The sequence below is a fragment of the Hydrogenophaga sp. A37 genome (assembly GCF_002001205.1).
In the GTDB taxonomy this organism is placed as follows: Bacteria; Pseudomonadota; Gammaproteobacteria; order Burkholderiales; family Burkholderiaceae_C; genus Hydrogenophaga.
The window spans coordinates 1-14,422 of record NZ_MUNZ01000190.1 but is presented as its reverse complement, the minus strand read 5'-3'; the positions used below and the strand labels follow the sequence as shown (position 1 = coordinate 14,422).

The window sequence follows — 14,422 nt, the reverse complement described above, 5'->3', positions numbered from 1 at the left end:
GCCGAAGCCCCGCCCTCGGAAACCCCTATCGATGTTCCCAACGAGGGCAGCGAGAGCAAGCCGTTCATGCGGGTGGTCAAGAGCTATGTGCTGCGTGCCGGGCGCACCGGCCCGGGCCAGCAACGGGCCTACGAACAGTTCGGCCCGCGCTTCCTGCTGAACTACGATGCCGCCCAGAAGCTGGACACCACGGCCGTCTTCGGCCGCAACGCACCGCTGATCATGGAGATCGGCTTCGGCATGGGCGGCGCCACGGCGCAGATTGCCCAGGTGCGCCCGGACGACAACTTCCTCTGCTGCGAGGTGCACGAACCCGGTGTGGGCGCGCTGCTCAAGCTCTGCGGTGAGCAGGGCATCGAAAACATCCGCATCTTCCGCCACGACGCGGTCGAGGTGCTCGACCACATGCTGCCCGAACAGAGCCTGGACGGCGTGCACATCTTCTTCCCCGACCCCTGGCACAAAAGCCGCCACCACAAACGCCGCCTGATCCAGACCCCGTTCGTGAACCGGCTGGTGCGGCACCTCAAGCCGGGTGGCTACCTGCACCTGGCGACCGATTGGGAGCCCTACGCGCAGCAGATGCTGGCCGTGCTGAGCGCCGAGCCGCTGCTGAGCAACACGGCACCGGACGGCGATGGCTACGCACCCCAGCCCGACTACCGGCCGCTCACCAAGTTTGAAAATCGCGGCCTCAAACTCGGCCACGGGGTGTGGGACCTGGTGTTCATTCGCACCTGAGCCCCCAACCGTCACGCCTTGTGAAACGGGCTGGCGGCTGATCCGACTGAATGGCGTGGGCCGCAAAGAAATTTTTCGCATTCTGTGACGAGCACCTAGACTGAATCGGCGCACCGCCTTTCGCACGATGGGCGGCATTTTTTTGCCCAAGTGAATGGATCATCACCTTGAACCTCGCAACGCCCATGGACGCGGTCGCCCCCCACACCGCCACCAAAGACCTGTCGACCGTCACGCCTTCAGGTCAGCGCAAACAACGGCTGATTCAGGACGTCGAGGTGCGCGAGGCCATCACCCATGAAGACGAGCGCGGGGAAATTGTGGAAATGCTCAGTCAGTCCTGGGGGTTCCACCCGGCGCCGGTGCACCATGTTTACGCCTCCATGATCCGACCGGGCAAGGTCAAGGGGTGGGTCTACCACAAGCACCAGTGCGACCGCATGTTCTCGCTGACGGGCTTTGTGAAGTATGTGCTCTGGGACATGCGGAAGGACTCGCCCACACACGGACTGATCAACGAGATCTACCTGACGGAGCGCAACCGTGGCCTGCTCCTGATTCCCCCCTACGTGGTGCACGCAGTGCAAAACATCGGGCTGATCGATGCCATCTTCATCAACATGCCCACCGAGCCCTACAACCACGAGAGCCCGGACAAGTACCGCGTGACACCCGAAAGCGTCCCCTACAGCTTTGACAAAGGCCCTGGCTGGTGAGCGCAGAGGCCGCTGCTCCCTGCTTCAGCGTCATCGTCGCGACCTACAACTGGAGCAGCGCACTGGAACTGGCCTTGTCCAGCGTGCTGGACCAGACCGAACAGGATTTTGAGCTGCTGGTGATCGGCGATGCCTGCACCGACGACAGCGAGGCCGTGGTCGCCACGTTGAACGATCGCCGCACACGCTGGGTCAACCTGGACCGCAACTGCGGCAGCCAATGGGGCCCCAACAACGTCGGCCTGGCGCTGGCCCGGGGCCGTTATGTGGCCTACCTGGGCCACGACGACCTCTGGGCCCCCCGGCACCTGGAGGCCGCGCGCCGGTGCTTTGAAGCCACCCAAGCCGACGTGCTGGCCGCCGGCTGTCTGCTGTATGGTCCGCCGACCTCGGGCCTGCGGGCGTTGACCGGGTTTTTCCCCAATGACCTGTTCACGCCGCTGCACTTCTTCCCTCCATCGTCGCTGATCCACACGCGGCAGGCGGCGCACCGTGCCGGCGGGTGGGTGGGTGCCGACGTGTCGCGCACGGCGGTGGATCAGGAGTTTCTGCTTCGTTTGCATGAGTCCGGAGCACGGTTCGCGTCCACCGGGGACATCTCGGTCTTCAAGTTCAACGCCGCCTGGCGCCGCAACGCCTACCGTCGCCGTGATGTGTCTGAACAGCGCGCCTGTCTGGCCGCCCTGCGCGAGAACAGCCCGGCCTATCTCATGAAAGAGCTGACGGCTGCGCTGCGGGCGGCCAGCGAAGACCGGCTTCTGCGAATCGAAACCCCGTTGAACGCCGAGCGGGGCGCCACGGTTGGGGCCAGGCGGAACCAGACCTTCAAGGGCTCACACCGCCTTGCGGCAGGGAAGCACCCCGTGGTACCGGACAAGACGCTGCGTTTCGACTGCGAAGACGAGTTCGCTGGCTACGAATGGCATGGCCTCGAAACGGACGCCGATGGCACCCGGTTCCGCTGGATCGGACCGTGCCATCACGCCTCACGGACGCTGCCGGTGCGCCTCGACCGGCCGGTGAACATCACGATCAGGGTCTTGTTCGAAATCCAGGGCGGCCTGCTGAACGCATCGTCGTTCAGCTTGAACCACCACCCGGTCGATTCGGCCTGGATCCAGCCCTGTGACCATGGCTTCGAATGGCATGCGCATGTGGACCCCACCCAATGGACCGACGCGGACCGCTCCGAGCTGCTGGTGACCATCACGGTGCCATCGACACACCGCCCGCTGGACCTCGGCATCAATGACGACCGGCGCTGGCTGGGACTGGCCATCGCCTGGATCGAGGTCCGACCGGCTTGAGGCCTGGCGACGGACCGCAGTTGCTCACAGGGGCGGAGCAAGGCCCGTCCCGGGAGTGCCTCAATCGTCCTTGTCTTCGTCGTCCGAATCGAGCGCGGCATCGGCGCCCGCACCGATGATCTTGCCGCCGATCTTGGCGGTGCCCACCACCGCATCCACCGCCAGCCCGGCCACGCCCACGACCGCGGAAGCCGCCACATCGACCACGGCCACCACGGCGCAACCGCTCAGCAGCAGGCTGGACAGCCCGAGCGCCAGCGCCAGGCGAGAACGGCTGAAGGTGTAGGAAGCGTTGGCGGCGTCGATCACGGCGGGGTCCTGTGGTGAAGGCGCAGAGAATACCCGGATTTCCCTCGCACACCCTTCACCGTGGCCCGCTCCTCCAAGAACCCGCTCATCCCCGCCCGCGACGGCGTGTCGCCCAGCTGCGTCGCACTGCCTGGGGTCAAAGCCGGTGATGCCCGCTGGCCCGGCGTGATCGACTTTCTGGACGAGCGCCTTCCTACGGTGGGCCGAGAGGTGTGGGCCGAGCGGCTGACCACGGGCGCGGTGCTGGACGAAGCAGGCCAGGCCGTACCGCCCGACGCGCCGTACCGTGGCGACACGCGGCTGTACTACTACCGCGCGCTGCCAGACGAAATGGTGGTGCCGTTTGAAGCCACGGTGCGCTACCAGGACGCGCACCTGGTGGTGGCCGACAAGCCGCACTTCCTGCCCGTGACACCGGGCGGGCGCTATGTGCAGCAGACCTTGCTGGTGCGCCTTCAGCGCCAGCTGGGCCTGCCCCAGCTGGCGCCGCTGCACCGCATTGATCGCGAAACCGCTGGGCTCGTCATGTTTGCCGTGAATCCCGCCGAGCGCGGGACCTACCACGCGCTCTTCAGCGGGCGAACCATGCACAAGACCTACGAGGCCATCGCGCCGGCCACCGAAGCACTGACCTGGCCACACACGCGCCGCAGCCGCATCGTGGAGCACCCGACCGATTTTTTCCGCATGAACGAGGTGGCTGGCAAGCCGAACAGCGAGACGCGCGTCGATGTGCTGGAGCGGCGCGGCGGCTGGGCACGCTATGCGCTGGAACCCGTCACCGGCAAACGCCATCAGCTGCGGGTGCACATGAACGCGCTCGGCCTGCCCATCGTGGGCGACCAGCTCTACCCGACCGTGCGGCACGGGCCGGACGATGAAGAAGACTTTTCTGAACCGCTGCGCCTGCTGGCCAAGAGCCTCGCTTTCACCGACCCGGTGACGGGCAATGAGCGTGAGTTTGAGAGCGGGCTGAGCCTGGACTGGCCCAACCTATAACCGAGTCAACGCATAGGCCAGGTGCCCCCGGGTCCGGCTTTGCCGGTCCGCCAGGCACGCCCCTTGGGGGGTGACGCCGCAGGCGGCGCGGGGGGTTACAACCTTTCGGCGACCCAGGCCTGCACCGAAGCCAGCGCCTTCGGCAGACCGCTGGCATCGGTGCCACCGGCCATGGCCATGTCGGGCTTGCCGCCGCCCTTGCCACCGACCTGTTGGGCGACAAAATTGACCAACTCGCCGGCTTTCACCTTGCCCATGCTGTCGGCCGTGACGCCCGCAGCGATCTGCACCTTGCCGCCGTCCACGGCGGCCAGCACGATGGCGGCGGTTTTCAGCTTGTCCTTCAGCTTGTCCAGGGTGTCGCGCAGGGTCTTGGCGTCGGCCCCATTGAGCACAGCGGCCAACACCTTGATGCCTTTGACGTCCACGGCCTGGGCCATGAGTTCGTCGCCCTGGCTGGAGGCCAGCTTGCCTTTGAGGGCGGCGACTTCTTTTTCCAGCGCCTTGATCTGCTCCAACGTCTGGCTGATGCGGCCGGTCAGCTCGGCGGCGGGCGCTTTCAGCACGCCCGCGGCCTGGGCCACGGTGTCTTCCAGCGTCTGCAGGTAGGCCAGCGCGTTGGCGCCGGTCACCGCTTCGATGCGTCGCACGCCCGCGGCCACGCCGCTCTCGCCCACCACCTTGAACAGACCGATGTCGCCGGTGCGCTGCACGTGCGTACCGCCGCAGAGTTCCTGCGTGGAACCGATGCTCAGCACGCGCACGATCTCGCCGTACTTCTCGCCGAACAGCATCATCGCGCCGGTCTTCTGGGCCGACTCGATGTCCATCAGCTCGGCCTTGGCGGCCGCGTTGGCCAGCACCTCGGCGTTGACGATGGCCTCGACCTGGCGGATCTGCGCGTCGGTCACGGGTGCGTTGTGCGCGAAGTCGAAGCGCGTGCGCTCGGCGTTGACCAGCGAACCCTTCTGCTGCACGTGGGTGCCCAGCACTTCGCGCAGGGCCTTGTGCATCAGGTGGGTGGCGCTGTGGTTGCGCACGGTGGCGGCACGCAGCGCCAGGTTCACGCTGGCGGTCACCGTGTCGCCCACGGCGAGCGTGCCCTGCTCCATCGATCCGTGGTGGCCGAACACGTCGGACTTGATCTTCTGCGTGTCGCCCACGGCGAACGTGGCCGAGCCGCTGGTGATGAGACCTTCGTCACCCACCTGGCCACCGCTCTCAGCGTAGAACGGCGTGGTGTCCAGCACCACGACGCCTTGCTGACCGGCCTTGAGTGCCACCACGGACGTGCCGTCCAGGTACAGCGCCACCACCTTGGCCGGGGCTTCGAGCTGCTCGTAGCCCACGAAGCTGTTGCCGGCACCGCTGTACTCCAGCGCCTTGTCCATCTTGAACTTGCCGGCCGCGCGGCCCTTGGCTTTCTGCGCCTCCATGGCGGCGTGGAAACCGGCTTCGTCCACTGCTACATCACGTTCGCGGCAGACATCGTTGGTCAAGTCCAATGGAAAACCGTAGGTGTCGTGCAAAGCAAACGCAACCTTGCCATCGAGTAGACGAATGCTATCCAACCGCTTGTGATCGAAAAACTCGACCTGCAACTTCCCAACTTCAACTCCAACAGAACTCTGTACTTCGTTTGGAGTGAGGGAAGAACTCTCGCCGATAACGACCACGATGGCTTTGTCGTACTGGCTTACTGCGAACTGCTTCCCAAACCCCTTCAAATGCTCGAGCAATTGTTGGTCAGCTCGTCCGGGGCTTAGTCGTGTTAGCTCTACCGCGTAAGAGCCACCGTCATCAAAATCCAATACTGCGTCGAACCTATACGTCTGCTTCGACGACATCTTTTGCCCAACTAGCTCAAGGCCAACATCTCTTGCACCGAGTTCACGACGCAAATAGGCGAGCACCAGACCCTCATCTGTCAAGGCACGATCCAAGATCTGCATGCCCGTTCCCAGCGTCTCGTAGAAGCGCTCTTCCTCCACCCGCAACACCTCGGAGATGCGTTGCGCCTGCGAGGCCAGGTTGGGGTAGGCCTCGCCCATCACCCTCACCAGATCAGGCACCAGCTTGTGGAAGAACGGCGTCTTCTGGCCGAGCTTGTAGCCGTGGCGGATGGCGCGGCGCACGATGCGGCGCTGCACGTAGCCGCGGCCTTCGTTGGACGGAATCACACCGTCGCTGATCAGGAACGAGGTGGCGCGGATGTGGTCGGCGATCACCTTCAGCGAGGGGTTGGAGAGGTCGGGGGTCGACGTCTCGCGGCCCGCGGCCTTGATCAGCGCCTCGAAGATGTCGATCTCGTAATTGCTGTGCACGTGCTGCAGGATGGCGGCGAGGCGCTCCAGGCCCATGCCGGTGTCCACGCAGGGGGCAGGAAGCGGCGTCACCGCGCCGGTCTCGTCCATGTTGAACTGCATGAACACGTTGTTCCAGATCTCGATGAAGCGGTCGCCGTCTTCATCCGGGCTGCCGGGAGGGCCGCCCGGGATGTGGTCGCCGTGGTCGTAGAAGATTTCCGAGCAGGGGCCGCAAGGGCCGGTATCGGCCATCATCCAGAAGTTGTCGCTCTTGTAACGGCCGCCCTTGTTGTCGCCGATGCGGATCACGCGCTCGGGCGGCAGGCCGATTTCCTTGGTCCAGATGTCGTAGGCCTCGTCGTCCTCTTCGTACACCGTGGCCAGCAGACGCTCGGCCGGCAACTTGTAGACCTCGGTCAGCAGTTCCCAGGCCCAGTTCAGGCTCTCGCGCTTGAAGTAGTCGCCAAACGACCAGTTGCCCAGCATCTCGAAGAAGGTGTGGTGGCGCGCGGTGTAGCCCACGTTTTCCAGGTCGTTGTGTTTGCCACCGGCGCGCAGGCAGGCCTGGACGGACGTGGCGCGCACATAGGGGCGCTTGTCGGTGCCGAGGAACACATCCTTGAACTGGACCATGCCCGAGTTGGTGAACATGAGCGTGGGGTCGTTGCCGGGAACGAGCGGGCTGGACGCCACCACGGTGTGGCCCTTGGAGGCAAAGAAGTCCAGGAAGGTCTTGCGGATGTCGGCAACACTCATTGCAGGCTGGGTCATGTCTGTGGGCTTTCGGGCGAAAACGGTTCGGTTCAAATCAGCTTTCCATTATCGCTGTGCAGGGCGCATGGCTTTCGCTCGGTCCATGCGCACCTCAGACTCAGTGCCCCACCCGTCGAGCGCCGCAAGACTCCCGAATCACCAGCTCCACCGGCTGCTCATGCCGCATGGTCTGCAGATCGGGCTCGCGGCGCAGGAGCGCCAGCAGCATCTGCATGGCGTCCCGTCCCAGGCCGATGGTGTCGGTGCGCACGGTGGTCAGCGGGGGTGAGGCGAATTCGGCCAGCGGGATGTCGTCGTAACCGACCAGGGCAATGTCCTGCGGAATGCGCAGCCCCGCCTCGGCCAGCGCACGCATGGCGCCGAAGGCGATGGTGTCGTTGCCGGCAAACAGGGCGGTGAAGCCCACGCCGCGGGCCAGCAGCTGCTGGGTCGCCAGGTAGCCGCTGGCCGCGCTGATGTCGGCGTTCACGGCCCAGGCCGGGTCGATCGCCAGGCCGTGGCTGGCCATGGCTTCGCGCCAGCCGCGTTCGCGCTCGTTCACGGCCAGGTACTCGGGTTGCGCGAAGTTGACGAAGGCGATCTTGCGGTGGCCCAGACCGACCAGATGGTCGACCACCAGCCGCGCAGCGGCCGAGGTGTCGTTGCCGCAGGTGTTGAAGCGCTCCACGTCGGGCAGGCCGGCGCCGAACACCACCATCGGGATGCCGGCGTCGGCGATGTCACCCAGGTATTGGCGCCCGGCCAGGCTGGGGTTGACCACGATCAGGCCGTCGATGCGGCGGCTGCGCACCAGATCCACGAAAGCACCCGGGTCGTTGCCGTCGTCATCGGTGGACTCGATCAGCATCTTCAGCCCATGGCGGTGGCACTCCTGGTTGATGCTGGCCACGAGTTGGCCGAGGAACACGTCCACATACAGGTGCGAGGCTTTCGGGATCACCAGGGCCACGGTCCCGGTGGCGCCGCCGGCCAGGCTGCGCGCCGCCGCATTGGGCTGGTGGCCGAGCTCGCGCGCAGCGGTCAACACGCGTTGGCGCGTGGCCTCGCTGATGCCCTGGTCGCGCACGTTGTTGAGCACGAACGACACCGTGGTGCGCGAGACGCCGGCACGGCGCGCCACTTCGCTGCTGGTAGGAGATTTCAGGGGCCTGGACATGGTCGATCGCCATCGTAATCGATGGTCCGCAGCGCCCTCAGGCGCCGCCTCCATCCAACGGCCTTTTTCTGCAAAAGCGGTGTTTACCCTATGACTAACGCGAATTAGTTTGCCATAACATGAAGACTAACTCGCGTTAGTCAAGAAACAAAACACCGAAAACACCATGGCCCGCCCTTCCAACCACGCCCTCAGCAGCACCCGCCGCGCCGAAACCCTGACGGCCTGGGCGCTGGTCTTGCCCGCGCTGATCGGATTTCTGGTGTTCTATGCCTTGCCGACGCTGCGCGCGATCGAGATCAGCTTCACCGACTGGAACCTGCTGCGGGCGCCGAAATTCGTGGGCCTGGACAACTACGCCGCCATGCTCGAAGACGGCAAGTTCTGGCAGGGCATGAAGCTTTCGGGCCTGTACGTGCTGCTCAACATCCCGCTGCAGGTGGTGCTGGGCCTGTTTCTGGCGGTATCGATGGACCGCCTGACCAAGTCGCTGTTCGTCAAGTCCATCGTGCTGCTGCCCTACCTGCTGTCCAACGTGTTGGTGGCCATGATGTGGCTGTGGATGCTCGACCCCTTGCTCGGCCTGGTGAACGCCGGCATCGACGCCCTGGGTTTTGACCGCCAGCCTTTCTTTGGCGGCGTGGACCAGGCGCTGTTCACCGTGGCCGCCGTCAACATCTGGCGCCACATGGGCCTGGTGGCCATGCTGTTTCTGGCCGGACTGCAGAACATCCCCCGCAACCTCTATGAAGCGGCCGCCCTAGAAGGCGCAAGCGAGTGGCAGATGTTCTGGCGCATCACCCTGCCGCTGCTGCGCCCAGTGATGGTGTTTGTGCTCGTGACCAGCGTGACCGGCTCGTTCCAGATCTTCGACACCATCGCCGTCACCACCAACGGTGGCCCGCTGGACTCGACCCGCGTGATCGTTCACTACATCGTGCAGAACGCGTTCAGCTTCTACAAGATGGGCTACGCCTCGGCCATGTCGATGACGCTGTGCGTCGTGATGATGGTCTACACCGTGTTCCAGATGCGGGTGATGCGGGCCTCTCAAAACGACCTGGCCTGAAGGACACCCCTTGAACACCCGTGCGCTCATCCCCACCACTGCGGCCGCGCGCCGCAAGCCCTGGACACCCGGCCGCATCGCTGCCTGGCTGGCCCTGGGTCTGATGCTGCTCATCACGCTGGCACCGCTGTGGATGGTCGTGAAAACGGCGCTCATGCAGTCGGCCAACCTGTACACCGAATCGGACCAGCTCCTGCCCTCGGCTCCGACGCTCGACAACTTCATACGGGTGCTCGGCTTCATGACCCTGGAAGAAAGCCGGGCGCTGGGCGGCTCTGGCGCAGAAATCAACTTCCTGCGGGCGATGGGCAACTCCCTGCTGTTCACCGCCATCATTGTGGTGACGCAAATCAGCTTTGCGGCCATGGCCGCCTACGCCTTCGCCCGGCTGCGCTTCCCGGGGCGCAACACGCTGTTTGCGCTGTTCATCGGCTCGATGATGGTGCCGGGCGTGGTCACCTTCATTCCCAACTTCCTCCTCATCAAAGACCTGGGTTTGCTCAACACCATGGCCGGCATGGTGGCGCCGTTTTGCCTGATGCAGGGCTTCTCGGTGTTCTTCCTGCGCCAGTTCTTCCTGTCGATTCCCCGCGATCTGGAAGAGGCCGCGCTGCTCGACGGCGCCTCGTACTTCTACATCTTTACCCACGTGGTGCTGCCCCTGAGCATCACACCGCTGGCCACGATTGCCATGCTCACTGGCATAAACATGTGGAACGAATTCTTCTGGCCCTACCTGGTGGCCAAGGACGAAGCCCAGCAGGTGCTGCCTGTGGCGCTGCAAACCTTCAAGTCGCAGACCGCACAAGGCCAGCCCGACTGGACCGGCCTGATGGCGGCCACCGCCATCACCGTGCTGCCCACCATTTTGTTGCTCGTGGCCATGGGCCGCCGGGTCGTTGAATCGGTGCAATTCAGCGGCGGCAAGTGATTTTTCTGTTCCCTCGCCAACCCTTCCTACTACCTATAACGGAGACAAACCCTTGAACCTCAAACTCAGCACCCTCGCCACAGCCCTGCTGGCCACCGTCGGCAGCGCCCATGCCGTCGAAGTCAAATACATGCTGTGGGACGCCAACCAGTTGCCCGCCTACAAACAATGCGCGGCAGACTTCGAGAAGAAGAACGCGGGCATCACGATCAAAGTCACGCAGTCGGGCTGGAACGACTACTGGACCACCGTCTCCACCGGCTTCATCTCGGGCACCGCACCCGACGTGTTCACCGACCACCTGGCCAAGTACCCGGAATTTTCCAAGAACGAACAACTGCTGGACCTGGCGCCACTGATCAAGCGCGACAAGGTGGACACCGGCGCCTACACCACCGGCCTGTACGACAACTGGGGCCGTGAGGGCAAGCAGTACGGCCTGCCCAAAGACTGGGACACCATCGGCATGGTGGTCAACATGGAGATGGCCAAGAAGGCCGGCGTCTCGCTGACCGAGCTGCAAGCCATGACCTGGAACCCCAAGGACGGCGGCAGTTTCGAGCAGATCGTTCGCAAGCTCAGCCTGGACGGCAGCGGCACCAACGCCACCAACGCCAAGTTCGACAAGAAGAAGGTCAGCACCTACGGCTACGGCTTCTGGAACACCGGCTCGGGCGACATGATGGGCCAAACCGAATGGAGCCACTTTGCGGTGTCCAACGGCTTCAAGTTCCAGGACAAGCCCTGGGCCACCACGTTCTATTACGACGACGCCAAGCTCGCCGAAACCATCGACTACCTCGCGGGGTTGCCCACCAAGGGCCTGTCCGCCAGCTTCGAGAACAGCAAGTCGCTGGGCGCGGACGCCATGTTCGTGGCCAAGAAAGTCGCCATGGTGCCCCAGGGCTCATGGATGATCACGCACTTCAAAACCAACGCCAAATTCGACCACGCCTGGGTGCCCCTGCCCACCGGCCCCACCGGCACGCGCGCCACCATGTTCAACGGCCTGGCCGACTCGATCTGGGCCGGCTCCAAGGTCAAGGAAGAATCCTGGAAGTGGGTCAAATACCTGGGCTCCGCCGAGTGCCAAAGCACGGTGGCGAGCTACGGCGTGGTCTTCCCCGCCGTCAAGGGCATGGCCGAAAAAGCCATCGAGGTGCAAAAGGCCAAGGGCGTGGACTCCTCGGCCTTCCTGACCATGGCCAAGTCCAAAACCTACCTGCCTCCCATCGCCGACGGTGGCTCAGAAATCAGCGAGGTGATGAAAGCCGCGCTGGAAACCGTGCTGATGGGCCGCTCGGATGCCACCTCCGCACTCAAGGCAGCCAACACCAAGGTCAACCAGCTCGCCAAGAAGTAAGAAAGAAGAAAGCAAACGCAATGAGCATCCGCCGCATCAAGATCACCCTGATCGGGGCTGGCAGCATTGTTTTCACACGCAATCTGCTGGGCGATATTTTTTCCTATCCCGAACTGGCTGATTGCGAGGTGGCGCTGCACGACATTGACGAACACCGCCTGGGGCTGGCCAAAAAAGTGGCGCAGCGCCTGGCCAGTACCCTGGGGGTCAAGCCGACCATCACCGCCAGCATCGACCGGCGCCGCGCGCTGGCCGATGCGGGCTTTGTGATCAGCACCATCCAGGTCGGCGGCTACAAGCCGGCCACCGTGACCGACTTCGACATCCCCAAGAAGTTCGGCCTCACGCAAACCATCGGTGACACCCTGGGCATCGGCGGCATCATGCGCGGCCTGCGCACGATCCCCGTGCAGCTGTCCATGCTGAAAGACATGGAGGAGGTGTGCGCGCCTGGCGCCCTCCACCTCAACTACGTCAACCCGATGGCCATGATCACCTGGGCGCTGAACCAGGCCAGCACGCGCATTCCCACCGTCGGCCTGTGCCACAGCGTGCAGCACACGGCGCATGAACTGGCGCACGACCTGGGCATTCCCGCCGAGGAGATCGACTACCGCTGCGCGGGCATCAACCACATGTCGTTCTACACCAAGTTCGAGCACAAGGGAGTTGACCTGTACCCGCGCCTGCGCCAGATTTACGCCGAAGGCAAAGCCCCCGGCTGGAACAAGGTGCGGTATGAAATGCTGCACCAGCTGGGCCACTTTCCGACCGAGTCGAGCGAACACTTTGCCGAGTACGTGCCCTGGTTCATCAAGCAGGGCCGCGAAGATTTGCTGGCCAAGTTCAACATCCCGCTGGACGAATACCCGGGCCGCTGCCAGATCTTCGAGCACGCCTGGCCCTATATCGAACGCGAACTGCAAGCCCCCGGCACGCAAGACGCCAAGGCACTCACGGCGGAGCTGGAAGCCGCCAACATCCACGTGATGCCGCGCAACATCACCGAGGCCGCGCAACTGCTCGAAGGGCTCAACAGCGTCACCCGTTCGGTCGAATACGGCGGGCAGATCATCCACTCGATGGTCAGCGGCATGCCGCGCGTGGTCTATGGCAACGTGCTCAACCACCAGTTGATCGACAACCTGCCCCAGGGCTGCGCCGTCGAAGTGCCCTGCCTGGTGGACGCCAACGGCGTGCAGCCGACCCGCGTCGGCGCGCTGCCGATCCAGCTGGCCGCGCTGATGCGCACCAACGTCAACGTGCAAGAGCTGGTGGTCGCCGCCATCGCCGAGCGCAAACGCGAGCACGTCTACCACGCCGCCATGCTCGACCCGCACACCGCGGCCGTGCTCGACCTGGAGCAGATCCGCGCCATGGTCGACGAGCTGCTGCTGGCCCACCGCGCCCTGCTTCCCGAATATCTCCAAGCCTGAAAGAGCGACCCACCATGGCCAGCATCGAACTCCGCGCCGTCAACAAAAACTACCTGGACAACGTGGCGGTGATCCGCGGCGTGGATCTGCACGTCAAACAAGGCGAGTTCTGCGTCTTCGTCGGTCCCTCAGGCTGCGGCAAGTCCACGCTGCTGCGCATGCTCGCCGGGCTGGAAGACATCACCAGCGGCGACCTGCTGATCGACGGCCAGCGCATGAACGACACCCAGCCCGCCAAACGCGGCGTGGCCATGGTGTTCCAGAGCTATGCGCTGTTTCCCCACATCAGCGTGTTTGACAACCTGGCCTTCGGCATGCAGCTGGCCAGGATGGACAAGGCCGTGATCCGCGACAAGGTGCACGCCGTGGCCAAGGTGCTGCAGCTCGAAGCCCTGCTGGACCGCAAGCCCAAGGCGCTCTCGGGCGGCCAGCGCCAGCGTGTGGCGATCGGCCGCGCCATCGTGCGCGAGCCCGGCGTGTTTCTGTTCGACGAACCGCTCTCCAACCTCGACGCCTCGCTGCGCGTGCAGACGCGCTTCGAGATCGCCAAGATCCACCGCGACTTCGGTCGGGCGGCCACGATCTACGTGACGCACGACCAGGTCGAGGCCATGACGCTGGCCGACCGCATCCTGCTGCTGAACGCCGGCCCTGCGGTGTTGAGCGAAGGCAGCGTGGCCCAGTGCGGCTCGCCGCTGGAGCTCTACCACCGGCCACGCAACCTGTTTGTGGCGGGCTTCATCGGCTCGCCCAAGATGAACTTCCTGGCCGGCACCCTCGTCGAAGGCCTGGCCGACCAGGCCCGTGTGCGCCTGCCCGGCGGCGAAGTGCTCGAAGCCTTGGTCGACGCGAGCCGCCTCACCCCGGGCCAGTCCGTGACCCTGGGCATCCGGCCCGAACACACCCAGCTCGGCACCGCCACGCAATCCATCGTGCGCGAGGTGCAGTGGCAAGAGCGCCTGGGCGAATCCACCTTCTTTTTCCTGGGCAACAGCGTGGCCGATGAGCCCATGGTGGTCAAGGCGCCGGGCCATGCACACGCCGACGCCGGCCAGCGCGTGGCGGTCTCGCTGCCCGCTGCCGCGCTGCACCTGTTCGACGACAAAGGCCATGCCCTGGAGCGCCGCATTCCCATCGCCGACATGCAGGTGCCGCACGCCGCGTGAGATGAAACACCCCCTGCGCCGCTTTGCCTCCCCCCCTCAAGGGGGGCGGCACCTGAGGCCCGGCAGAGCCGGTTCCTCGGTGCCTCTGGGTTGGGCCGCTTCTTCATGCGGTGCGGGTCGCGCTTCGGCGCCATGGACCACTGAAGTTC

At 64.6% G+C, this 14,422-nt stretch carries 12 protein-coding genes; 9 read left to right on the top strand and 3 right to left on the bottom strand.

From position 1 onward, the window contains the following. The first annotated feature begins 27 nt into the window (after positions 1 to 27). From trmB to B0E41_RS25780, 3 genes are all read left to right on the top strand, one after another. On the top strand, positions 28 to 741 hold the full coding sequence (gene trmB, locus B0E41_RS25790) for a tRNA (guanosine(46)-N7)-methyltransferase TrmB (protein WP_077335948.1): 714 nt from the start codon (positions 28 to 30) through the stop codon (positions 739 to 741). Between the two features lie 167 nt (positions 742 to 908). Beyond that, complete coding sequence (locus B0E41_RS25785) at positions 909 to 1,457, top strand: dTDP-4-dehydrorhamnose 3,5-epimerase family protein (protein ID WP_143434042.1); 549 nt, start codon at positions 909 to 911, stop codon at positions 1,455 to 1,457. Next, positions 1,454 to 2,764 carry a glycosyltransferase gene (locus B0E41_RS25780; RefSeq protein ID WP_171984884.1) on the top strand — a complete coding sequence of 437 codons (1,311 nt, stop codon included), beginning with the start codon at positions 1,454 to 1,456 and terminating at the stop codon, positions 2,762 to 2,764. The genes B0E41_RS25785 and B0E41_RS25780 overlap by 4 nt, the downstream gene beginning before the upstream one ends. A gap of 60 nt (positions 2,765 to 2,824) precedes the next feature. Here B0E41_RS25780 and B0E41_RS25775 read toward each other — a convergent pair whose 3' ends face one another. After that, positions 2,825 to 3,073, bottom strand: a complete 249-nt coding sequence (locus tag B0E41_RS25775) for a hypothetical protein (protein ID WP_143434041.1) — start codon at positions 3,071 to 3,073, stop codon at positions 2,825 to 2,827. 60 nt (positions 3,074 to 3,133) lie between these two features. On the opposite strand from B0E41_RS25775, the gene B0E41_RS25770 reads away from it, so the two are divergent. Continuing rightward, positions 3,134 to 4,072 (top strand): pseudouridine synthase, encoded by a 939-nt coding sequence (locus B0E41_RS25770; protein ID WP_077335938.1) that lies wholly within the window; start codon positions 3,134 to 3,136, stop codon positions 4,070 to 4,072. Positions 4,073 to 4,167: 95 nt separating this feature from the next. Here B0E41_RS25770 and alaS read toward each other — a convergent pair whose 3' ends face one another. Both alaS and B0E41_RS25760 read right to left on the bottom strand, forming a co-directional pair. Beyond that, on the bottom strand, positions 4,168 to 7,149 hold the full coding sequence (gene alaS, locus B0E41_RS27680; RefSeq protein WP_077335936.1) for an alanine--tRNA ligase: 2,982 nt from the start codon (positions 7,147 to 7,149) through the stop codon (positions 4,168 to 4,170). A gap of 100 nt (positions 7,150 to 7,249) precedes the next feature. Then, positions 7,250 to 8,308 (bottom strand): LacI family DNA-binding transcriptional regulator, encoded by a 1,059-nt coding sequence (locus B0E41_RS25760; protein ID WP_077335934.1) that lies wholly within the window; start codon positions 8,306 to 8,308, stop codon positions 7,250 to 7,252. A gap of 166 nt (positions 8,309 to 8,474) precedes the next feature. Between B0E41_RS25760 and B0E41_RS25755 the strand changes: the two genes are divergently transcribed. Genes B0E41_RS25755 through ugpC form a run of 5 tightly spaced genes read left to right on the top strand, consistent with a single transcriptional unit; the run spans position 8,475 to position 14,273 of the window. Next, entirely contained in the window at positions 8,475 to 9,377 is a 903-nt protein-coding gene (locus B0E41_RS25755) for a sugar ABC transporter permease (protein ID WP_077335932.1), read from the top strand. A gap of 10 nt (positions 9,378 to 9,387) precedes the next feature. Continuing rightward, the gene (locus B0E41_RS25750) at positions 9,388 to 10,308 is read left to right on the top strand and encodes a carbohydrate ABC transporter permease (protein ID WP_253195177.1); all 921 of its coding nucleotides are present in this window, start codon (positions 9,388 to 9,390) and stop codon (positions 10,306 to 10,308) included. Between the two features lie 52 nt (positions 10,309 to 10,360). Next, positions 10,361 to 11,671, top strand: coding sequence for a sugar ABC transporter substrate-binding protein (locus B0E41_RS25745; RefSeq protein WP_077335930.1), 1,311 nt, complete (start codon positions 10,361 to 10,363; stop codon positions 11,669 to 11,671). Positions 11,672 to 11,691: 20 nt separating this feature from the next. Beyond that, on the top strand, positions 11,692 to 13,107 hold the full coding sequence (locus tag B0E41_RS25740; protein WP_077335928.1) for an alpha-glucosidase/alpha-galactosidase: 1,416 nt from the start codon (positions 11,692 to 11,694) through the stop codon (positions 13,105 to 13,107). 14 nt (positions 13,108 to 13,121) lie between these two features. Beyond that, positions 13,122 to 14,273: a sn-glycerol-3-phosphate ABC transporter ATP-binding protein UgpC gene (gene ugpC, locus B0E41_RS25735; RefSeq protein WP_077335926.1), complete on the top strand. Its 1,152-nt coding sequence runs from the start codon at positions 13,122 to 13,124 to the stop codon at positions 14,271 to 14,273. The last annotated feature ends 149 nt before the right edge of the window (positions 14,274 to 14,422 follow it).